Source organism: Terrabacter ginsenosidimutans (assembly GCF_039539425.1).
Lineage (GTDB): Bacteria > Actinomycetota > Actinomycetes > Actinomycetales > Dermatophilaceae > Terrabacter > Terrabacter ginsenosidimutans.
Genome location: NZ_BAABDC010000002.1, coordinates 299,326 through 320,184, shown reverse-complemented (window position 1 = coordinate 320,184; position 20,859 = coordinate 299,326). Strand labels below are relative to the sequence as shown.

At 71.2% G+C, this 20,859-nt stretch carries 19 protein-coding genes and 1 pseudogene; 5 read left to right on the top strand and 15 right to left on the bottom strand.

Annotated features, from left to right (window positions below; genetic code table 11):
* Positions 1-23: 23 nt before the first annotated feature.
* Together ABD831_RS07460 and ABD831_RS07455 are read right to left on the bottom strand one after the other, a co-directional pair.
* Entirely contained in the window at positions 24-2,087 is a 2,064-nt protein-coding gene (locus tag ABD831_RS07460) for a YhgE/Pip family protein (RefSeq protein WP_344943814.1), read from the bottom strand.
* Positions 2,084-2,734 (bottom strand): hypothetical protein, encoded by a 651-nt coding sequence (locus ABD831_RS07455; protein WP_344943811.1) that lies wholly within the window; start codon positions 2,732-2,734, stop codon positions 2,084-2,086. The genes ABD831_RS07460 and ABD831_RS07455 overlap by 4 nt, the downstream gene beginning before the upstream one ends.
* 58 nt (positions 2,735-2,792) lie before the next feature.
* On the opposite strand from ABD831_RS07455, the gene ABD831_RS07450 reads away from it, so the two are divergent.
* Positions 2,793-3,407 (top strand): TetR family transcriptional regulator, encoded by a 615-nt coding sequence (locus tag ABD831_RS07450; RefSeq protein ID WP_185744634.1) that lies wholly within the window; start codon positions 2,793-2,795, stop codon positions 3,405-3,407.
* 28 nt (positions 3,408-3,435) lie between these two features.
* On the opposite strand, the gene ABD831_RS07445 is transcribed toward ABD831_RS07450, so the two are convergent.
* The 3 genes from ABD831_RS07445 to ABD831_RS07435 are packed head-to-tail and all read right to left on the bottom strand — an operon-like array spanning position 3,436 to position 5,803.
* Complete coding sequence (locus tag ABD831_RS07445) at positions 3,436-3,732, bottom strand: MoaD/ThiS family protein (RefSeq protein ID WP_344943807.1); 297 nt, start codon at positions 3,730-3,732, stop codon at positions 3,436-3,438.
* 17 nt (positions 3,733-3,749) lie between these two features.
* On the bottom strand, positions 3,750-4,832 hold the full coding sequence (locus ABD831_RS07440) for a WD40/YVTN/BNR-like repeat-containing protein (RefSeq protein WP_344943803.1): 1,083 nt from the start codon (positions 4,830-4,832) through the stop codon (positions 3,750-3,752).
* A gap of 14 nt (positions 4,833-4,846) precedes the next feature.
* Positions 4,847-5,803, bottom strand: coding sequence for a 2-hydroxyacid dehydrogenase (locus tag ABD831_RS07435; RefSeq protein ID WP_344943800.1), 957 nt, complete (start codon positions 5,801-5,803; stop codon positions 4,847-4,849).
* A 70-nt stretch (positions 5,804-5,873) separates the two neighbouring features.
* Between ABD831_RS07435 and ABD831_RS07430 the strand changes: the two genes are divergently transcribed.
* From ABD831_RS07430 to ABD831_RS07420, 3 genes are all read left to right on the top strand, one after another.
* A complete protein-coding gene (locus tag ABD831_RS07430; RefSeq protein ID WP_344943797.1) occupies positions 5,874-6,536 on the top strand; it encodes an MOSC domain-containing protein in 663 nt (220 codons plus the stop codon).
* Positions 6,537-6,576: 40 nt separating this feature from the next.
* Positions 6,577-7,818 (top strand): PQQ-dependent sugar dehydrogenase, encoded by a 1,242-nt coding sequence (locus tag ABD831_RS07425; RefSeq protein WP_344943795.1) that lies wholly within the window; start codon positions 6,577-6,579, stop codon positions 7,816-7,818.
* 87 nt (positions 7,819-7,905) lie between these two features.
* A complete protein-coding gene (locus ABD831_RS07420) occupies positions 7,906-8,595 on the top strand; it encodes a DUF937 domain-containing protein (RefSeq protein ID WP_344943793.1) in 690 nt (229 codons plus the stop codon).
* A 110-nt stretch (positions 8,596-8,705) separates the two neighbouring features.
* On the opposite strand, the pseudogene ABD831_RS22230 reads toward ABD831_RS07420, so the two are convergent.
* From ABD831_RS22230 to gatC, 4 genes and pseudogenes are all read right to left on the bottom strand, one after another.
* Positions 8,706-8,801: pseudogene (locus tag ABD831_RS22230) on the bottom strand (hypothetical protein); the annotation flags it as partial.
* 248 nt (positions 8,802-9,049) lie between these two features.
* A complete protein-coding gene (gene gatB / locus ABD831_RS07410; protein ID WP_344943787.1) occupies positions 9,050-10,597 on the bottom strand; it encodes an Asp-tRNA(Asn)/Glu-tRNA(Gln) amidotransferase subunit GatB in 1,548 nt (515 codons plus the stop codon).
* Between the two features lies 1 nt (position 10,598).
* On the bottom strand, positions 10,599-12,128 hold the full coding sequence (gatA, locus tag ABD831_RS07405) for an Asp-tRNA(Asn)/Glu-tRNA(Gln) amidotransferase subunit GatA (protein WP_344945360.1): 1,530 nt from the start codon (positions 12,126-12,128) through the stop codon (positions 10,599-10,601).
* Positions 12,129-12,246: 118 nt separating this feature from the next.
* Positions 12,247-12,543 (bottom strand): Asp-tRNA(Asn)/Glu-tRNA(Gln) amidotransferase subunit GatC, encoded by a 297-nt coding sequence (gene gatC / locus ABD831_RS07400; RefSeq protein ID WP_030195091.1) that lies wholly within the window; start codon positions 12,541-12,543, stop codon positions 12,247-12,249.
* A gap of 147 nt (positions 12,544-12,690) precedes the next feature.
* On the opposite strand from gatC, the gene ABD831_RS07395 reads away from it, so the two are divergent.
* Positions 12,691-13,227 carry a hypothetical protein gene (locus ABD831_RS07395; protein WP_344943784.1) on the top strand — a complete coding sequence of 179 codons (537 nt, stop codon included), beginning with the start codon at positions 12,691-12,693 and terminating at the stop codon, positions 13,225-13,227.
* Between the two features lie 67 nt (positions 13,228-13,294).
* Here the strand turns inward: ABD831_RS07395 and ABD831_RS07390 are convergent, their stop codons facing one another.
* The 6 genes from ABD831_RS07390 to ligA all read right to left on the bottom strand — a co-directional run bounded on the left by ABD831_RS07390 (position 13,295) and on the right by ligA (position 20,681).
* Positions 13,295-14,314, bottom strand: a complete 1,020-nt coding sequence (locus ABD831_RS07390) for a branched-chain amino acid ABC transporter permease (RefSeq protein WP_344943781.1) — start codon at positions 14,312-14,314, stop codon at positions 13,295-13,297.
* Positions 14,311-15,180, bottom strand: coding sequence for a branched-chain amino acid ABC transporter permease (locus tag ABD831_RS07385; protein ID WP_344943778.1), 870 nt, complete (start codon positions 15,178-15,180; stop codon positions 14,311-14,313). Before ABD831_RS07385 ends, ABD831_RS07390 begins: the two co-directional genes overlap by 4 nt.
* Before the next feature lie 140 nt (positions 15,181-15,320).
* The gene (locus tag ABD831_RS07380) at positions 15,321-16,565 is read right to left on the bottom strand and encodes an ABC transporter substrate-binding protein (protein ID WP_344943776.1); all 1,245 of its coding nucleotides are present in this window, start codon (positions 16,563-16,565) and stop codon (positions 15,321-15,323) included.
* A gap of 154 nt (positions 16,566-16,719) precedes the next feature.
* Complete coding sequence (locus tag ABD831_RS07375) at positions 16,720-17,478, bottom strand: ABC transporter ATP-binding protein (protein WP_344943773.1); 759 nt, start codon at positions 17,476-17,478, stop codon at positions 16,720-16,722.
* Entirely contained in the window at positions 17,471-18,235 is a 765-nt protein-coding gene (locus ABD831_RS07370; RefSeq protein ID WP_344943771.1) for an ABC transporter ATP-binding protein, read from the bottom strand. Before ABD831_RS07370 ends, ABD831_RS07375 begins: the two co-directional genes overlap by 8 nt.
* A gap of 298 nt (positions 18,236-18,533) precedes the next feature.
* Positions 18,534-20,681, bottom strand: coding sequence for an NAD-dependent DNA ligase LigA (gene ligA / locus ABD831_RS07365; RefSeq protein ID WP_344943768.1), 2,148 nt, complete (start codon positions 20,679-20,681; stop codon positions 18,534-18,536).
* Positions 20,682-20,859: the final 178 nt, after the last annotated feature.

Below are 20,859 nucleotides of genomic sequence, written 5' to 3'. Positions count from 1 at the left end.
TTGTCAGCCCGGGTCGCCTGGGGTCAGAGCTCGAGGGCCGGCTTGATCCGCTTCGGCGTCCACATCCTCGACCTGCGGGCCGCCACCGTCGACACGGCGAGCGCGGCGAACAGGTAGGCGGCGAGCACTCCCACCGAGCCGACGACCGGCCCCAGGTCGGCGCCGTAGAGCAGCCGGCGCAGGCCGTCGACGGCGTGGCTCATCGGGACGACGTGGTGGACGGCCTGCAGCGGCGCGGGCAGCGTCTGCCACGGGAACGTGCCGCCGGCGCTGACGAGCTGGACGACCATGAAGACGAGTCCGAGGAACTTGCCGACGGCGCCGAGGCGCGCGGCGAGGGCGTGCAGGATGGCCACGAACGTCATCGAGGTGAAGCACAGGAAGAGGAACGCGAGCACCGGGTGGGCGATCCGGATGTCGACACCGCGCCCGACGACCAGCACGAGCGACGCCACCTGCACGAGCCCCACGAGGGCCGGCGCGAGCCACCCGCCGAGAGCCGTGCGGATCGAGCGCTGGCTCGTCGCGAGGGCGCGGGGCGAGAGCGGCCGGACGAAGAGGAACAGCACGTAGGCACCGATCCAGAGGGCCAGGCTCATGAAGAGAGGTGCGAGACCCGCACCGTACGATCCCGCCGAGGACAGGGACCCGGTGGACACCCCGACGGGGTTGCCGATGGTCTGCGCCATGGCCTTGCGCTCGGCGTCACTCGGGTCGGGCACGGAGTCCCGCCCCTTGACGAGACCGGCGTGCAGGTCGGTGGCACCCGTGGCCAGGGAGCCGAGACCCGAGGACAGCGACGTTGCCCCGGATGCCAGCCTGTCGCCGCCGGCGGCCGCCTTGGCCGCACCGCTGGACAGCTGGGCCGCCCCCGACTCGAGGGTGTCGAGGCCGCCGGCGAGCGTGTGGGCACCGTCGCGCACCCGCACCGCCCCCGAGTGGGCCTGCTCGATGCCGTCCGTCAGCTTCGGGGTGGCGTTCGCGAGCGAACGGGCACCGGTGGCCACCTGGTCGGCGCCCTTCGACAGCCGGGTCAGGTCGCCCGAGGCCGACTGGATCGTCGCGTCCGCCTGGTCGACGTAGCCGCCGATGGTGTCCAGGCGCGACTCCACGACCGAGATCTGTGCGTCGGTGAGTCCTTGGGCGCGCAGGGTGGAAAGGAGGGTGGATCGTTCGGCTGTGACGCGCTTCTGGAGGCCGCTGGAGGCCGCTGCGGCCTTGGTGCCGTAGCCGGCGACGGTGCGGTTGCCCGCCGCGACCTGCTCGGCACCGTCGGCCAGCTTGTCGGTCTGCGACGGCAGACCCGCGGTACGCGACTGCAGCGTGCCCAGCCCGGAGGCAAGCTGCGAGGCTCCGGCCTCGAGGTCGTCGGCGCCCGAGGCCGCCCGGCCGAGGCCGGTGTCGAGTCGCTCGGCGCCGGACGACAGGTCGTGCAGGCCGCCGGCGAGGCTCCTCGCCCCGGTCGCGAGCTGGTCGGCGCCGGACTCGGCCTTCACTGCCCCCGCCCGCAGCTTCTCGGAGCCGTCGACCGCCTTGACGAGCTGGTCGTGCACCTGGCTGAACCCCAGCAGCAGCTTGCTCGCCGCCGTCTGGCTGACCTCGCTGGCGACGGATGCGGTCACCTGCTTGATGACCTGGTTGCCGATCATCGAGGTCATGTAGTTGTTGGCGTCGTTGGTCTCGAGCACGACGGTGGCCTGGCGCGGCTCGAACTCTGCGGTCGACGCGAGATCGGCCGAGAAGGTCCGCGGAAGGATGACGGCGAACGCGTACGTGCCGTCCTCGACGCCGCTCATCGCCGCCGCGTTCGAGACCCGGTGCCAGTCGAACGACTTGGACTCGACGAGGTGGTCGGCCACCTTGTCACCGACCTGCAGCTTCTCCCCGGTGCTCAGGCTCGTGCCGGTGTCGTCGCTGACGACCGCGGCAGGCACCTGCGGGAAGGCGCCGTAGGGGTCGTGGTTGGCGTAGAGGTAGAGGCCGCCGTAGAGCGTGGGGATGAGGACGAGGGCAGCCAGGGCGAGCCGGGCCAGCCGCGACGAGGTGAGCCGTCGCAGCTCGGCAACGGCGAGTCGGACGGGGTTCACGCGGCGTGCTCCTTCGAGGTGGTGAGGGCGGCCGCCGAGGCGGCGGTGGTGAGGACGATGACGGTCAGTCCGGTCTCGGCGAGGCGCTGACACGTGTCGAGCCACCTGACGTGGTCACCGCCGTGCCGCTCCGGGCCCGCGAGGACGAGGACGCGCACCTGCGGGTGCATGGCGCCGAGCTCGAGCAGCAGGCTCGTGCGGGTCCCGGCCGGCAGCTGCTCCCACGGCCTGGCGGCGCGGTCGGACAGGTCGTGGGCCCGGAGGAAGGCGGCGACGGCCTTGCGCGAGGCCGGCCGCTCGGCGAGGGCGAGCTCCTCCTGGACGACGGCCTGCAGGGCGATGGAGTCCTCGGGCGCCGTGACGTCCGCGACGTCGACGAGCCGGGTGCGCAGCTGGAGGTCGGCCAGGTCGGCAGCGCCCCCGATGCTGACCCGCCCACGGAGCAGCTCGACCCGGCCGCCGATCGCCAGCGCCAACGCGACCTGGGGGATGCCGGGGTCGGTCGCCACGACCGTCACCTCGCCGGGCGGAGCCGTGAAGGCGACGTGCTCGACGAACGGCTCGTGGGTGCCGGCGACGCTGACGTCGTCGACGACGACGGTCCGCAGGTCGGGTCCACGGCTGGTGTCCTTCTCGGAAGTACTCACGATACGAGTATGCATCCGATGCACTTGTGTATTCAATTCGAGGACGTATCCTGTGAGCATGACCACGACGGCCGAGCCCCGGATCAGCGCCCGACGACGAGCCACGCGCGAGCGCGTTCTCGAGGCGGCCAGCGAGGTCTTCGCGGAGAGGGGGTTCCACGGCGCGACGGTCGAGGACATCTGTGAGCGCGCCGGCTTCACCCGCGGCGCCTTCTACTCGAACTTCTCGTCCAAGGACGACCTCGTCCTCGAGCTGTCCCGACGGCACGCCGAGGACCTCGTCGAGCGCATCCGCCGCGCCAGCAAGCGCGAGCACGCCAGCGCCGAGGACGTCCTGCGCGACGTGCTGACCGCGATGGCCGACGACACCCGGAGCAAGGAACGCTGGCTCGTGCTGACGACGGAGTTCACCCTGCACGCCATCCGGGACGCCACTGCCCGCCGCGCCTGGGCAGCCCAGCAGCGGCGGGTCCGCGACGAGCTCGTGGCGGTCGTCGACGAGGCCGTCTCACGCCAGGGGCTGACCCTGCCACTCCCGACCGAGCTCTTCGTGCTCGCCGCCATCGCCCTCGCGCAGGGCACCCTGACCCAGCGCCTCGTCGAGCCACGGTCGTTGTCGGTCGGTCAGCTCGAGCGCACCGTCCTGCCGATCCTGCTCGGCGTCGACACCTGACGGCGCGTCCCGCCGAGGGCGTTGCCAGTCAGCCGCCGGACACCGCGTTGATGATGTGGACCCGCGCACCGGCCGGCACGGACGCCGCCACGCCCTCGCCGCGCGTGGCGTCCTCCCCGTTGACGAACACCTTGACGTGACGGCGGATCTGTCCTCGCTCGTCCCGCACCTTGCCGTCGAGCACGCGATGCCCGGAGAAGGCCCGGTCGAGCAGCTCGGCCACGGTCTGTGAGTCGCTCGGCGACTCGACCTCGATCTCAGCCACCCCGCCGACGAGGTCGCGGAGCATGCCCGGCAGGATGACGCGGACGGGAGCAGACGGCATACGGAATCCCCTGTGTCTCAAGCGAGCTGGGCGGCGCGCACGACCAGGACGTCGGGCAGCTGGGTGGCGATGCGCTGGAACGACTCCCCCTCGTCGGCGGAGGCGAAGACATCACCGTTGCGGGTGCCGAGATAGACGCCGACGGGGTCGGACTCGTCGAGCGACGCCGCGTCGCGCAGGACGCACGTGTAGCTCTCACCGGGCAGCCCGTCGGCCTGCATGCGCCAGTGGGCACCGCCGTCGTCCGAGCGCTGCACCTGCAGCTGCGCGCCCGGCGGGATGCGCTCGCCGTCGTCCTGCACGGGGATGTTCCACACGACGCCGGCGCGGCGGGGGTGGGCGAGGATGGTGAAGCCGAAGTCGGTGGGCAGCCCGTCCGCGATGGAGCTCCACGTGCGCCCGTTGTCGTCGGAACGGTAGACGCCCTTGTGGTTCTGGGCGTACAAGGCACCGTCGGTCTCGGCGCGGGCGACCTTGTGCACGCACTGGCCGTGGTCGGGGTACTCGTTGTCGGGCATGAAGTAGGCGCGGATACCGGGGTTGCTCGCGGCCCACGTCTGCCCGCCGTCCTCCGACCGGTAGACACCACCCGCACTCATGGCCACGAGGAGGTTCTCGGGGTGCCCGGGCTCGGGGACGATGGTGTGGACGGCTCCCCCGCCGAAGCCCGGCTCCCAGCTCGGACGGTGCGGGTGGTCCCACAGCCCACGCACGAGCTCGAAGCGCTCGCCCCGGTCGTCGCTGCGGAAGAGGGCGTGCGGCTCGACCCCGGCCCACACGACGTCGGCGTCGTTGGGGTCTGGCGTCAGCTGCCACACGCGCTCGAGCGCGGTGTCCGTGTCGCTCGGGAAGGACAGGGCGCGTTCGGCACTCTCGGTCCACGTGCGGCCCCCGTCGGACGACACCTGCACCGTCGGCCCCCAGTGCCAGGACTTGACCCCTGCCAGGACGGTCGAGCGGCCTTCACGGGTGTCGACCGCGACGGACGCCACCTCGCTCATGAGGAAGTGCGGGCCCTCGAGCGCCCAGTCGCGGCGGTCGGTGCTGCGCGCGATCCAGAGCCCCTTGCGCGTGCCGATGGCAACGATGGTCTCGGTCATGTTGACAGTGTCCACTATGTCGATGGAGCAGACAAGGGTCCGGCGACGGCGTTGACGACCGGACTCCCGGACACCATGCTCTCCACCTGGCGGCGCACGAGCGCGATGGCCCGTGGCCGCATCGCCTCGGTCGCGCCCCCGACGTGCGGTGTGACGAGCACGCCTCGCGTCGTCCACAGCGGATGGTCCTGCGGCAGCGGCTCCGGCTCGGTCACGTCCACCGCTGCCCGGATCCGGCCGGTGGAGCACTCGGCGACGAGCGCGTCCGTGTCGACCACCGCGCCTCGGGCGACGTTGACGAGCAGGGCACCGTCCGGCATACGACCCAACATCGGTCCGTCGAAGAGCCCGCGGGTCGCGTCGGTGAGCGGCACGATGACGACGACGACGTCGTGCTCCGGCAGGAGATCGGGCAGCTCGTCGATGGCGTGCACGTGCGGCACCAGGTCGTCGCCCTCCCGGGCCCGCGAAGCGACCGCCGTCAGGGTGACCTCGAAAGGCGCGAAGCGGCGGGCGATCGCCCGGCCGATCTGGCCGTAGCCCACGACCAGCACGCGTCGGTCAGCGAGTGCTGAGCGCAGTCGCAGCGGTTCCCAACGCGAATGCGCCTGCGAGGCAACGAACTCCGGGATGTCCCGGATCGAAGCGAGCGTCAGCGTGAGCGCCAGCTCGGCCGTCGACGCGTCGTGCACCCCGGCCGCGTTGCACAGCGTCACCCTGGCAGGCAGGTCGTCCACGAAGTGCTCGTAGCCGGCGCTCTGCAGCTGGACGACCTCGAGGGAGTCGAGCCCGGGCGTCACGTCCGTCAGACGCAGGCGGGTCATGTAGGGCAGCACCGCGAGGCGGATCTCGGCCCCGCGTGCGTGCGGCGCCTCCATGTCCCAGACGATCGCCTCGACGCCGTCGACGTCGGCGAGGGCCTCGGCGTACTCCGGTTCGGGGACGGACACGACAAGGGGTTCGGCAGCCATGTCGACACGCTAACGAAACCGGCGTGACGGTCGGGGGTCGGTCCGGCGCGACGCGGCTAGGCTCGCCCGGGTGACCAACCCGCCCCGCATCCTGGCGCTCGGCTCCGGCCGGCGCACCGTCCCGCCGGGGGGCGGCCGGCCGACCGCCATCGACAAGCGGACCGTCGACGCGTTCGAGGTGCGGGACCCGGGTCCCAAGCACGGTGGGCTCGGCAGCGGTGTGGTCGGCGACGAGATCGGCAACCCCCAGCACCACGGGGGCGAGCTGCAGGCGGTGTACGCCTACCCCAGGGAGGACCTCGACTTCTGGGAGCAGCAGATCGCACGCCCCCTGCGCCCCGGCTCGTTCGGCGAGAACCTGACGACGGTCGGCCTCGACACGACGCACGCCCTCGTCGGTGAGCTGTGGCGGGTCGACGACGTCGTGCTGCGGGTCGAGGTCCCTCGCATCCCCTGCAGCACCTTCGCGCGGCACATGGACGAGCCTCGCTGGGTGCGCCGGTTCACCGAGGAGGGCAGGACCGGGGCCTACCTGTCGGTCGTCACCCCGGGGGTCGTGCGCACGGGGGCGCACATCCGGGTCGAGCGCCCAGACCACGGGATCGACCTGCTCCTGCTCTTCCGCGCCTTCACGGGCGACCTTGCGGCGGCTCGGCAGGTCGTCGACGCCGAGGTCGTCCACCCCGACATGCACGACGGGCTCGTCGACACGCTCTCGCGACGCGGCGGCTGAGCCATCGCGGTCCCGCGCTTCGCGTGGGACACAATGAGGTATGCCGCACTCCCCCCGATCGATCGGTCGTGCCCTCGCCGGCTGCGTCGCCATCGCTCTCGTCGCTGGGGCGTGCTCGACGGCCGAACCGACCGCGCCCGTGACCACGACCGGCGTCGGTGCCGGTTCCAGCACCGGCAGCGGGGTCGGCCCGGGCACGGACGCCGGCACCCAGCCGGCCCGGACCACGACTGCGCCGCCGAGCAGCGGCACGTCGACGCCCTCGACGAGCCGTCGCACACCGACCGCACCGGCCAGGACGCCCACCACGGCGGCGACCGGGCCGGTGACGTTGCTGTCGGGACTCGACATCGCGTGGTCGGTCGCCGTGCTGCCCGACGGGAGCGCCCTGGTCAGCGAGCGCAACACCGGGCGCATCCACCACGTGCCCAAGCCGGGCTCCGGTGGCAAGCCGTCCGTCGTCGGACGGCTCCCCATCACCCGCACCGAGGGCGAGGGTGGACTGCTCGGTCTCGCGGTGCCCGAGGACTTCGACGCGGATCCCGTCTTCTACGCCTACTACTCGACCGACAGCGACAACCGCATCGCGGCCGTGCCGTGGCGCGACGGGACGATCGGCGAGCCGGTGGTCATCTTCTCCGGCATCCCCCGCGGCCAGTACCACAACGGCGGACGCATCGCCTTCGGCCCTGACGGCTTCCTCTACGTCGGCACGGGCGAGGCCGGCGACACGTCCCTGTCGCAGAACCTCGGGTCGCTCGGTGGCAAGATCCTGCGCATCACTCCCGACGGCGACCCCGCACCCGGCAACCCCTTCGGCGGGTCTCCGATCTGGTCCTACGGTCACCGCAACGTGCAGGGTCTCGCCTGGGACAGCCGAAAGCGACTGTGGGCCAGTGAGTTCGGACAGAACACGTTCGACGAGCTCAACCTCATCGAGGCGGGGAAGAACTACGGCTGGCCGGAGGTCGAGGGTCGGGCCGGCAACCCCGACTTCGTCGATCCCGTGGCGCAGTGGCCCACGTCGGAGATGTCGCCGAGCGGCATCGCCGTGGGCCCTGACGGAGCCGTCTACATGGCGGCCCTGCGTGGGCAGTCGGTGTGGCGCGTCCCCGTCAAGGCCGACGGAACCGCAGGCACCCCGACCCGTCACCTGCAGGGCACCTACGGCCGCGTCCGCGACATCCACTTCGTGGGCGACCGGGTCTGGATCACGACGAGCAACAACGACGGCGCCGACCGGCTCATCTCCCTGCCCCTCTCGGCAGTGGGGGTCGGCTGACCGACGAACCTGCCGTCGGCGTCCCGTCGTGACTAGCCTGACGAGCAGGGTCGGCGCCCAGGCCGTCCACGAGCAGGAGGGCACCCGATGGGTTCGTACGACGAGATCCTCGACCAGGTACCGGTCGACGAGCTGGCACAGCGGCTCGGAGTCGGCAGTGACGAGGTCCGACAGGCGTCGGAGCAGGCGCTGCCTGCCCTCCTGGGAGGGCTGCAGGCCAACGCCTCGGACTCGTCCGGCGCCGACTCCCTGCTCGCCGCCCTGTCAGACCACCAGGCCCCGGTCAACAGCCTGGGCGACGTGGACGAGCAGGATGGTCGCGCCATCGTCGGCAACATCTTCGGTGGCGGCACCGACCAGGTGGTCAGCCAGCTCGGCGGGCTCGGCGGCACGTCAGGGGGTCTCGTGCAGAAGCTCCTGCCCCTGCTCGCGCCGATCGTCATGTCCTGGCTCGCGAACAAGATGGGTCAGGGCGGCCTCGGCGGCATGCTCGGGGGTGGTGCTGGTTCGGCTTCCTCCGATGCTGCGGGCGCAGGCGCGGGCGCCGGGTCGACCGACGGCCCCCTCTTCCCGGGCGGCGCGGGAGCCACGAGCGGGCCGGTGCAGGCACCAGGCAGCGCGACCTCGACAGGGGCGGCCGCAGGCGGGTCCAACCCGCTCCAGGACATCCTCGGTCAGGTGCTCGGGGGTGGCGCGGGCTCGTCGGGCGGCAGCGGCGGGGCGGGCGACGTCCTGGGCGGTCTGCTCGGCGGACTGCTCGGCGGCGGCAAGCGCTGAAACCTCTCGACCGTCGAGAGGCCACGTTCGGCCCCTCGGACCACGTCGAGAGGCCACGTTCGGCCCCTCGGCTGTGGGCCAAACGTGGCCTCTCGACGGTTGGAGCGCGGTTACTGGAGCTTGGCGAGGATGAGCTCACGGGCCTTGCCGGCGTCGGCCTGGCCCTTCATCTCCTTCATGACCTGGCCGATGAGCGCGCCGGCGGCCGCAGGCGGGTCCAACCCGCTCCAGGACATCCTCGGTCAGGTGCTCGGGGGCGGCGCGGGCTCGTCGGGCGGCAGCGGCGGGGCGGGCGACGTCCTGGGCGGTCTGCTCGGCGGACTGCTCGGCGGCGGCAAGCGCTGAAACGTCTCGACCGTCGAGAGGCCACGTTCGGCCCCTCAGACCACGTCGAGAGGCCACGTTCGGCCCTCGGCCGTGGGCCGAACGTGGCCTCTCGACGGTTGGAGCGCGGTTACTGGAGCTTGGCGAGGATGAGCTCGCGGGCCTTGCCGGCGTCGGCCTGGCCCTTCATCTCCTTCATGACCTGGCCGATGAGCGCGCCGGCGGCCGCCACCTTGCCGTCACGGATCTTGTCCGCGACATCCGGGTTGGCCGAGATGACCTTGTCGACGGCGGCCTCGAGGGCGCCGTCGTCCTGCACGAGCTCGAGCCCGCGCGCATCTGCCACGGCCGTCGGGGTGCCCTCGCCTGCGAGGACGCCGTCGAGCACCTGGCGGGCCATCGAGTCGTTGAGCCGGCCGGCAACGACGAGGCCGTCCAGCTCGGCGATGTGCGCGGGCGTCAGGCCCAGCCCGGCGGCATACGTGACGATGTCCTGACCCTCGGCGTTGGCGCGACGCGACGGCTCACCGAGCCACCACTTCTTCGCCGCCGCGGCACTGGCGCCGGCAGCCACGGTCTCCTCGATGAGCTCGACCGCACCTGCGTTGACGACATCGCGCATCTCGAGATCGCTGTAGCCCCAGTCGGACTGGAGCCGCCTGCGGCGCAGCCCGGGAGGCTCCGGCAGCGTGCCGCGCAGCGCCTCGACGGTCTCGCGGGTCGGCGCGACCGGCACGAGGTCGGGCTCCGGGAAGTAGCGGTAGTCCTCGGCGTCGGACTTGACCCGACCCGCGGTCGTGATGCCGGTGTCCTCGTGCCAGTGGCGGGTCTCCTGCAGGATCGAGCCACCGCCGTCGAGGATCGCCGCGTGGCGCGAGATCTCGTAGCGCACGGCCCGCTCGACCGAGCGCAGCGAGTTGACGTTCTTCGTCTCGGTGCGGGTGCCGAGTCGCACGGCGAGCTGCTCCTCGCTCAGCGGGTCACCGACACGCGGGCGCAGCGACACGTTGGCGTCGCAGCGCATCGAGCCCTGCTCCATCTTGACGTCGCTGACGTCGAGGGCACGCAGCAGGTCGCGCAGCGCCGAGACGTACGCCTTGGCCACCTCGGGTGCCCGCTCCCCCGCCCCGACCATCGGCTTGGTGACGATCTCGATGAGCGGGATGCCGGCGCGGTTGTAGTCGACGAGCGAGTGGTCGGCGCCGTGGATGCGCCCGGTCGCGCCGCCGATGTGCAGCGACTTGCCGGTGTCCTCCTCCATGTGGGCGCGCTCGATCTCGACGCGGTAGGTGCTGCCGTCCTCGAGCTCGACGTCGAGGTAGCCCTCGAAGGCGATCGGCTCGTCGTACTGCGAGGTCTGGAAGTTTTTCGGCATGTCCGGGTAGAAGTAGTTCTTCCGGGCGAAGCGACACCACTCGGCGATCTCGCAGTTGAGCGCGAGGCCGATCCGGATCGCGGACTCGACGGCCTTCTCGTTGACGACGGGCAGAGCGCCGGGCAGGCCCAGGCACACCGGGCAGACCTGCGAGTTGGGCTCGGCGCCGAACTCCGTCGGGCAGCCGCAGAACATCTTCGTCGCGGTGTGCAGCTCGACGTGGACCTCGAGGCCCATGACCGGGTCGAACTTCGTCATGGCCTCGTCGTAGTCCATGACGGCGTCGGCAGTGGCCGTGCTCATGTCAGGCTCCCTTCGCAGCTGCGGCGACGCCCAGCTCGGGCGCGCGGTCGAGGATCGGGCCGCCCCAGCGGTCGACGAGGGCCTTCTCGAGGGCGGCTCCCACGGAGTAGAGGCGCTCGTCCTTCGTCGCGGGGGCGAGGATCTGGATGCCGGCCGGCAGGCCGTCCTCGTCGGCGAGACCCGACGGGATCGACATGCCCGGGACGCCGGCGAGGTTCGCCGGGATCGTCGCGATGTCGTTGAGGTACATCGCCATCGGGTCCTCGAGCTTGTCGCCGAGCTTGAACGCCGTGGTCGGCGCCGTCGGGCTGACCAGCACGTCGACGCGTCCGAAGGCCGCGTCGAAGTCCTGGGCGATGAGCGCGCGGACCTTCTGCGCCGAGCCGTAGTACGCGTCGTAGTAGCCGGAGCTCAGCGCATACGTCCCGAGGATGATGCGGCGCTTGACCTCGTCGCCGAAGCCGGCGTCGCGCGTCGCCGCCATGACCTGCTCCGCGCTCGGCGCGTCGACGCCCTCGGGCAGCACCCGGAGGCCGTAGCGCATGGCGTCGAACTTGGCGAGGTTGCTCGAGGCCTCGCTGGGCAGGATGAGGTAGTAGGCCGCGAGTGCGTAGCCGAAGTTGGGGCAGCTCACCTCGACGACCTCGGCCCCGAGCTCCTCGAGCAGGGCGACCGACTCGTCGAAGCGGGCCCGCACACCGGGCTGGTAGCCCTCGCCGCCGAGCTCCTTGACGACACCGATCCTCATGCCGCGCACGTCGGCGGCGCGGGCCGCCTCGACGACCGGCGGCACCGGCGCGTCGATCGACGTCGAGTCCATCGGGTCGTGACCGCCCATGACCGCGTGCAGCAGCGCAGTGTCGAGCACCGTGCGGCCACAGGGGCCGGCCTGGTCGAGGGAGCTGGCCAGGGCCACGAGGCCGTAGCGCGAGACGCCGCCGTAGGTCGGCTTCGTGCCGACCGTCGCGGTGACGGCCGCCGGCTGGCGGATCGAGCCGCCGGTGTCGGTGCCGGTGGCGAGCGGCGCCTGGAACGAGGCGAGCACCGAGCTCGAGCCACCGCCCGAGCCGCCCGGGATCCGGTCCAGGTCCCACGGGTTGTGCGACGGGCCGTAGGCGGAGTGCTCGGTGGAGGAGCCCATCGCGAACTCGTCCATGTTCGTCTTGCCGAGGATCGGCAGGCCTGCCTCGCGCAGCTTCGTGACGACGGTCGCGTCGTACGGCGGGATCCAGCCCTCGAGGATGCGGCTGCCGCACGTCGTCGGCACGCCCTTGGTCGTCATGACGTCCTTGACGGCGATCGGCACACCGGCGAGCGCACCGAGGCTCTCACCGGCCTGACGACGCTCGTCGACGGCGCGGGCCTGCGCGAGCGCGCCGTCCGTGTCGACGTGGAGGTAGGAGTGCACCTGCCCGTCGACGGCCGCGATCCGGTCGAGGTGCGCCTGGGTCACCTCGACGGAGCTGATGGTCTTGCTCGCGAGGGCGTCGGCCAGGTCGGCGGCGGTGGCCCTCGTCAGGTCGGTTGGCAGGTCGGTCACGTCGGTGCCTTCGGTTCGTAGCTGCGACAAGCGGTTTCGTGGGTGCCCGTCACGGGCGGGCGTATGCCGGGTGCTCGGCGACACGGCATACGCGGGCTGGTCGGGGGGCTCAGTCCTCGTCGAGGATGCGCGGCACCGAGAAGCGCTGCTGCTCGGCCTCGGGCGCTCCGGCCAGCACGGCCTCGGCGCCGAGGCTCGGGCGCACCACGTCGGGCCGGGTCACGTTGGTCAGCGGCATCGGGTGCGACATCGGGGCGACACCCTCGGTCGGGGCCTGCTGGACCTTGGCCACGGACTCGAGGATGACGCCGAGCTCACCCACCATGCGGTCGAGCTCGGCGTTCGAGAGCTCGATGCGGGCGAGGCCGGCCAGGTGGGCTACGTCGTCGCGGGACAGGGATGACATGGGCGCCAGTCTATGGGGCGGCCCCGGGCACCCGGACCACGCATCCGGCGTGCGCGACGGCGGGCTCGCGTCGGGGCAGGCGTGTCCTTCGGCCCCGGTCGCTCGTTGACCACGCCGGATCCACGAAACGCGCAAGGAGAACCCTCGATGACGAGCCCGGCCAGCCCGACCACCACCCCGACGCCTCAGCCCATCCCGGCCACGACGCCCGCCACGCCGCGGGAGACCGCGTCGACCCCGCCACCGGCACCCGCTCCCGCAACAGCACCTGCGCCCGAGCCGGCGGACCGGGCGTCCGCCAAGGCCGAGTCGGGCGTGGCGGCGCGCCGCTCCCCCGACGTCCGCGCCGGTGCCCGGCGGGCCGTGAGCCTGACCGGGGCCGGGATCAGACGGTTGCGGACGCTGCTCGGCGAGATCGTCTGGTTCGGCTGCCTCGCGGCCGCGTCGGCCCTGCTGCTCGGCGCCGTGCTCGTCGTGCTCGACGCCAACACCCGCAACGCGCTCGTCGAGGCCGTCCTCAAGGCCGCCGACTGGGCCGACCTGGGCGTCTTCAGCCGGACGGCGGGCGTCAAGCAGTTCACCGGAGACGGCGCCGCCGTCAAGAACGCGATCACGAACTGGGGCCTTGGCGCGGTGGCCTGGCTCGTCGTGGGCCGGGTCGCGCGCCGCGTCCTCACCCCCTGAGAGGACCGGTTGGAGGTATTCGCGTCGGCAGGAACACCGCCCGAATACCTCCAACCGCCCCGAGGCGTCAGTCGCGCGCCCGCTGGCGTCGCTCGAGGACGTAACGGCGCAGCACGTTGCGCCCCGTGCCCCAGATCCCGTGGCGGAAGAGCAGCACGATCACGACGAAGATCGTGCCGGTGATCAGGCCGATGCCCTCGAAGCCGGAGCTGGCGAGGAAGTCCTCGAGCGTCACGACGACGCCCGCGCCGACGAGCCCGCCCCACAGGGTGCCGATGCCGCCGAGCACCGTGACGAGCACGACCTTGCCCGACGTCGTCCACATCAGCTCCTGGAGCGAGGCGAACTGGTGGCTGACGGCGAAGACGCCGCCGGCGAGTCCCGCGAGCCCCGCGGAGATGACGAAGACCGTGATCTTGTAGCGCTCGACGTCGTAGCCGAGCGCCCGGGCGCGAGCCGGGTTGTCGCGCACGGCGGTCAGCACCCGACCGAAGGGCGAGTTGACGACGCGCCAGGCGAGCAGGATGCCGAGCAGGATGAGCACGGCGCCGACGTAGTAGAAGTAGAACGGGTCGGTCTCGACCGCCTCGATGCCGAAGAAGTTGCGCGGGATGCCCTGCAGCCCGTTCTCGCCACCGGTCAGGTCGCGCGCCTGGTTGGCGATGAAGTAGAGCATCTGGGCGAAGGCGAGGGTGACCATCGCGAAGTAGATGCCGGTGCGCCGCACGGACAGGTAGCCGATCGGCCACGCGATGAGCATCGAGAAGACGGAGCCGCCCAGGACAGCGACCGGGAACGGCACCCCCCAGTGGGTCGCGATGAGCCCGGTGCAGTAGGCCGAGCCGCCCCAGAACGCGGCGTGCCCGAAGCTGAGCAGCCCGGTGAACCCGAGCAGCAGGTCGACGCTGATCGCGAAGAGGCCCCAGCAGAGGATGTCCATCGCGACCGGCGGGTAGATCCAGTACGGCAGCATCACGAGGACCGCGAGGCCCCCGAGCAGCATCACGTAGCGCAGCGGGTTGCGCCGCGAGAGGATCGAGGGCTGGGCCAGGTCGACGTCGACCTTGGCGGTCATCTGCTCGCTCATGCGACCTCCTCCCGTCCGAAGAGCCCCGAGGGCCGGACGAGAACGACGAGCGCCATCAGCACGAAGATGACGATCTGGGCGTACGTGGGGGCGTAGGCGATGCCGTAGGCCTCGACGAGTCCGACGAGGAAGCCCGCGACCACCGCCCCGAGGATGGATCCGAGGCCGCCGATGACGACGACAGCGAAGAGGATGATGATGAAGTTGCTGCCCATCTCGGCCGTGATGGCCCGCGTGGGCGCGGCGAGGACGCCTGCGAGACCGGCGAGGGCGATGCCGAAGCCGAAGACGGGCGTGACCCACCGGCCGACGTTGATGCCGAGCGCGCGGGTGCGCTCGGGCGCCTCGGTCGAGGCGCGCACGATCATGCCGATCCGCGTCTTCGTCAGCAGCAGGCCGACCGCGACGCACACGACGACGGAGAAGAGGCACGCGAAGATCGCGTACGTCGAGAGGTTGGCGCTGCCGATGCTCACCTGCCCACCCAGCCCCGCCGGCACCTCGTAGGGCAGGCCGGACACGCCGTAGCGCTGCTTGACGGCCTCGACCATGACCAGCGTCAGACCGAAGGTGAGCAGGAAGTTGTAGAGCGGGTCGAGCGCGAGGAGCCAGCGCACGAGGAGCCGCTCCATGAGCACGCCGAATCCGAACATGAGGATCGGCACGACGACCAGGGCGACCCAGAAGCCGACGTTCAGCTCAGCGAGCAGCACCGCGGAGATGACGGCTCCGAACATGTAGCACGCGCCGTGGGAGAAGTTGACGACCCCGAGGACGCCGAAGATGACGGCGAGGCCGAGCGCGGAGAGCGCGTAGAAGCCGCCGGCGGCGAGCCCCTGGAGGGTGTACTGGATGAATTCGCTCATGTCTCTCGCTCGTTCGCGGTCGATCGGCTGGTGCGGCGCCTGACCTGCAGGCACCCTGTGCCGTATGCCGTCCGGCGCGGCCGCGTGGGACGCGACCGGACGGCATTCCGGCGCAGAGCGCCGGCTCCAGGCCTCGGAGGTCAGCCCATCTTGCAGGCGGGGTTGGCCTCGCCGTACGCCTCGGCGGCCGGGATCGTCTTCTCGATGTCCTCGTAGTCCCACTCCTCCGGAGCAGACTTCTTGACCTTGGCGAGGTAGACGTCGTGGGTCACGGCGTGGTCGGCCTTGCGGACCTCGCCGTTGCGCAGGAAGACGTCGTTGATCTTCTTGCCCTCGAGCTTGCCGACGATGGCGTCAGCGTTGTCCGTTCCGGCCTCCTGGACGGCCTCGAGGTAGTTCATCGCGGCCGAGTAGTTCGCGGCGTGGGCGAAGGACGGACGGGTGTTCGTCTTCTCCTTGAAGCGGTCGGCCCACTTCTTGTTCTGCGCGTCGAAGTTCCAGTACCACGCGTCGGTGAACTGCGTCCCGGCGAACTGGTCGACGCCGAGAGAGTGGATGTCGGTGATGAACATCAGGCCGACCGCGAGCTGGACCTTGCCCTTGAGCGAGCTCTGGTTGAACTGCTTGACGAAGTTGATGAGGTCGCCACCGGCGTGCATCGAGCCGATGACCTTGGGGCTGCCCTCGCCGGCCTTGGTGATGAAGGTGGCGAAGTTGTCGCTCGGGAACGGCGAGGCGATCGACTGGCCGACGGTGCCGCCGTTCTTCGTGACCTCGGCGCTGAACGACTTGTTCATGTCCTGGCCGAACGCGTAGTCGGGGTAGACGATGTTCCAGCTCGTCCCGCCCTCCTTGGTGATCGTGCCGGCAGTGCCGCGCGCGAGCACGGCGGTGTTGTAGGCCCAGTGGAAGGTGTACTTGTTGCAGCTCGCACCCGTCAGGGCCGTCGTGCCCGCGCCGATGTTGATGTAGAGCTTCTTCTTGTTCTTGGCCTGCGTGGCGACGGCGAGCGCGGCGGCCGAGTTCGGCACGTCGAGGATGACGTCGGCCTTCTGGCGGTCGTACATCTCCTGGGCCTTGGAGTTGGCGATGTCGGCCTTGTTCTGGTGGTCGGCCGTGACGATCTCGATGTCCTTGGCGACGGCCTTGTCGCCGTACTTGGCCTTGTAGTCCTCGATCGCCATCTCGATGGCGACCTTGCTGTTCGGACCGGACAGGTCCTTGTAGACGCCCGACTGGTCGTTGAGCAGGCCGATGACGACCTTGTCGTCGGTGAGCTTGCTCGAGCCGCCGGACTGTGGGCCGCCGGCCCCTCCGCACGCGGCGAGCGCGAGCGACGCGGTCGCCGCGATGGCGACGGTGCCCTGGACTGTCCTGCTACGCATGTCTGCTCCTGGGGTTGTGACGAGATGTGACGGGATGACGGGATGACGGGGTGACACGGTGACGCTGCTGGTTCGGGTGCGGTGCGGATGCGGTCGTATGCCGTGCCGTGGTGGGCGTGGCGGCGTGGCGGGGTGGCGCGATCGGGTGCCCGCGCTACATGCCGAGATAGGTGAGCAGCTCGCCCTCGCGAGCCCTGAAGTCCTCGTTGCCGAGGTGCTCGACGACCCTGCCCTGGGCGAGCAGGTAGTGCCGGTCGGCGACGGTGGAGGCGAACTTGACGTTCTGCTCGACGAGCAGGACGGCAACGCCCTGGGCCTTGATCTCGCGGATGATCTCGCCGATGCGCTGGACGATGACGGGGGCCAGTCCCTCGCTGGGCTCGTCGAGCAGCAGCAGGCGCGAGCCCATCCGCAGGACCCGGGCCATGGCGAGCATCTGCTGCTCGCCGCCCGACAGCTTGGTGCCGGGGAACTCGCGCCGCTCGTGCAGCACCGGGAAGAACTCGTAGACCTTCTCGAGCGGCCATGCGTCGGGGTGCACGACCGGCGGCAGCAGGAGGTTCTCGGCGACGCTGAGGCTCGCGTAGATGCCTCGGTCGTCGGGGACCCAGCCGATGCCGGCCCGGGCGCGGGCGTCGGCCGAACGCTTCGTGACGTCGGACCCGGCGAAGGTGACGGTGCCCTCGGTCTGCCGGTGCAGGCCCATGACCGAGCGCAGGAGGGTGGTCTTGCCGGCGCCGTTGCGTCCGACGAGCGTGACCACCTCGCCGGGAGCGACGTCGATGCTGACGTCGGTGAGGGCACGCGCCTCGCCGTACCAGGCCGATAGCCCGGAGACCTCCAGCGCGCGTGAGCTGCTCTGTGTCGCAACGGAACCGGGTTCGGCGGTCGTCGTGCGGATGTCGTCACTCATGGGCTGCTCCGAGGTATGCCGTGATGACCCGCTCGTCGGCGCGGACCTGGTCGTAGGGCCCCTCCGCCAGCACCTGCCCCGACTGGAGCACGGTGACCGTGTCGGCGAGCGAGCCGACGACGTGCATGTTGTGGTCGACGAAGACGACGGTGCGGCCCGTCGCGAGCTGCTTGACGAGCGCGATGGTCCGGTCGACGTCCTCGATGCCCATCCCGGCGGTGGGCTCGTCGAGGAGCAGCAGCTTGGGGTCGAGTGCCATCGCGATGGCGAGCTCGAGCGCCCGCTTCTGCCCGTAGGCCAGCGACGACGCGGGCGCGCCTGCGCGGTCGGCGAGCCCGACCTCCTCGAGCAGCTCCATGGCGCGGTCCTTGAACCTCGCCATGCGACCCACCGACCGCCACCACTGCTTGCCCATGCCCGTCGGGCTGGCGAGGGCGAGCTCGAGGTGCTCGCGCAGGGTCATCGCCTCGAAGAGGCTGGTGATCTGGAAGGAGCGGGCGATGCCGAGCGGCGCGATCTGCTCGGGCGCCCTACCGGTGATGTCCTGACCGTCGAAGACGACGGTGCCAGACGTCGGCGACAGGAAGCCGGTGAGCAGGTTGAAGAGCGTCGTCTTGCCCGCTCCATTGGGTCCGACGAGGGCATGGACCGTGCCGCGGGCCACCGTCAGGTCGACCTCCGAGACGGCGCGAAAACCGCGGAACTCCTTGGTCAGGGCCCTGGTCTCGAGCAACGGGGTACCCGTCAAGACCTGCACCTCCTCGTGCGTCGCGCTCGGTGAGCGGGGGGTCGGGCCGTGCCACTCGGATCACCGAGGACATCAGCTCCGGGTCATGGCTGGAACTGCGGGAAACTTCGGCAAAGCCTAGGAGGGCGGCAGGGCGAAAGGACGGTGGGGACGCACACACCTGAGTCCCTTCTGTGGGTCCTGCACACATGAGAGCGTGCTCCCACAGGCCGGGCGGCTCAGTCCCCGGACGCGGTCGTCCCGGCAGTCGCCCGGCGACCGTGGCCCTTCCGCGCGACGACCCTCCGTGTCCCCTCGACGGGAACGGTCACTCGGGCGACCCCGTCTCGAGCAGGCGTCGGAAGCCCGCCTCGTCGAGGATCGTCAGTCCCAGCTCCTCGGCCTTGGCCGCCTTGGACCCGGCGTTGGCGCCGATGACGACGTAGTCGGTCTTCTTCGAGACCGAACCCGAGGCCTTGCCGCCGCGGCTGATGATGGCCTCCTTCGTCTCGTCGCGCGAGAAGCCCTCGAGCGACCCGGTCACGACGACCGTCTTGCCCTCGAGCGTGCGGTCGACGGACTCGTCGACCTCGTCGGCCATCCGGACTCCGGCGTCGGCCCACTTGCGGACGATCTCCTGGTGCCAGTCGACCGCGAACCAGGCGGTGACCGCCTCGGCGATGACGCCCCCGACCCCCTCGGCCTGGGCGAGCTCCTCGGTGGAGGCGGCCCGGATGGCGTCCATCGAGCCGAAGTGCGTCGCGAGCGCCCGCGCGGCGGTGGGTCCGACGTGCCGGATCGACAGCGCCACGACGACTCGCCACAGGGGCTGGCTCTTGGCCTTCTCGAGCTCGGCGAGCAGCGTGTTGCCACCGGCCGACAGGACCCGGCCGTCGACGACGCGGTCCGCGGGGTCGGTCTTCCTGGCGGCCCGCGTGTAGAGCGGGACCCGCGTCAGCTTCTCCCGGGTGATGCCGTACTCGCCCGCGTGCGGGCTGTCCTCCGGCGGCGCGAAGAGGTCACCCTCGTCCGTGATGATGCCGGACTCGAGCAGGGCGATGGAGCCCTCCCAGCCGAGGGCCTCGATGTCGAGGCCGCCACGCGCGGCGAGGGCGAAGACCCGCTCGCGCAGCTGGCTCGGGCACGAACGGCTGTTGGGGCACCGGATGTCCTTGTCGCCCTCCTTCTCGGGGGCGAGCGGTGTGCCGCAGGCGGGGCACTCGGTCGGCATGACGAACGCGCGCTCGGTGCCGTCGCGCAGGTCGACGACGGGCCCGACGATCTCGGGGATGACGTCGCCCGCCTTGCGCAGCACGACGGTGTCGCCGATGAGCACGCCCTTGCGCTCCACCTCGTAGGCGTTGTGCAGGGTCGCCTGCTCGACGGTCGACCCCGCCACGACGACCGGCTTCATGACGCCGTAGGGCGTGACCCGCCCGGTGCGCCCGACGTTGACGCGGATGTCGAGCAGCCTGGTGTTGACCTCCTCGGGCGGGTACTTGAAGGCGATGGCCCAGCGCGGGGCCCGCGACGTCGCCCCGAGCTGGCGTTGCAGGGACACCTCGTCGACCTTGACGACGATGCCGTCGATCTCGTGCGACCGGTCGTGACGGTGCTCGCCGTGGTAGGTCACGAACTCCTGGACGGCTGCGATGTCGTCGAGCACCCGCACCTCGTCGGAGGTCGGCAGCCCCCAGGCGCGCAGGACGGCATACGCCTCGCTCTGGCGCTCGACGTCGAAGCCGCGGCGCGCCCCGATGCCGTGCACGAGCATGCGCAGCGGGCGGGAGGCCGTGACCTTCGGGTCCTTCTGGCGCAACGACCCCGCGGCCGCGTTGCGCGGGTTGGCGAACGGCGCCTTGCCAGCCTCGACGAGGCTCGCGTTGAGGTCGGCGAAGGCAGCGGTCGGGAAGAAGACCTCGCCGCGGACCTCCACGAGGGCGGGGGCGTCATTGCCCGCGAGCCGCTCGGGGATGCCCTCGATGGTGCGGACGTTGTTGGTGACGTCCTCACCGGTGCGCCCGTCGCCCCGGGTCAGCGCGCGCACGAGGCGGCCGTCCTCGTAGAGGAGGTTGATGGCGAGCCCGTCGATCTTGAGCTCGGTGAGGTAGTGGGCTCCCGCACCGACCTCGCGCTCGACGCGCTCGGCCCAGGTCTGCAGCTCCTCGAACGAGAACGCGTTGTCGAGGCTCAGCATGCGCTCGACGTGGTCGACGGTCTCGAAGCCGGTCGCGAACGAGGCGCCGCCGACGTTCTGGGTCGGGCTCTCGGGCGTGCGGAGCGACGGGAAGTCCGCCTCGAGGGCGTTGAGGCGCCGGATCAGCTCGTCGTACTCGCCGTCGCTGATCGTCGGTGCGTCCTTGACGTGGTAGGCGAACTGGGCCGCCGCGGCCTGCTCGGCGACCTCGGCCCACTCCTGGTGGACCTCGGTCGGGACGTCGTCGGTGACAGGCGTGGGGCCGGTGCTCTCGCTCACGCGCACATCCTGCCAGCCGACCCCGACGGTCCACGGTGGATGACACGTCGGCCCCACGTCGGGAACACCTCGGAAACACGGCGATGACACACGTCACGTGGGACCGGCGGCACCGGGTCTGTTCACCGGGCGACCCAGCGGTAACAATGGGCGCGAGCCCGAGCGTCGCCCCCTGCGA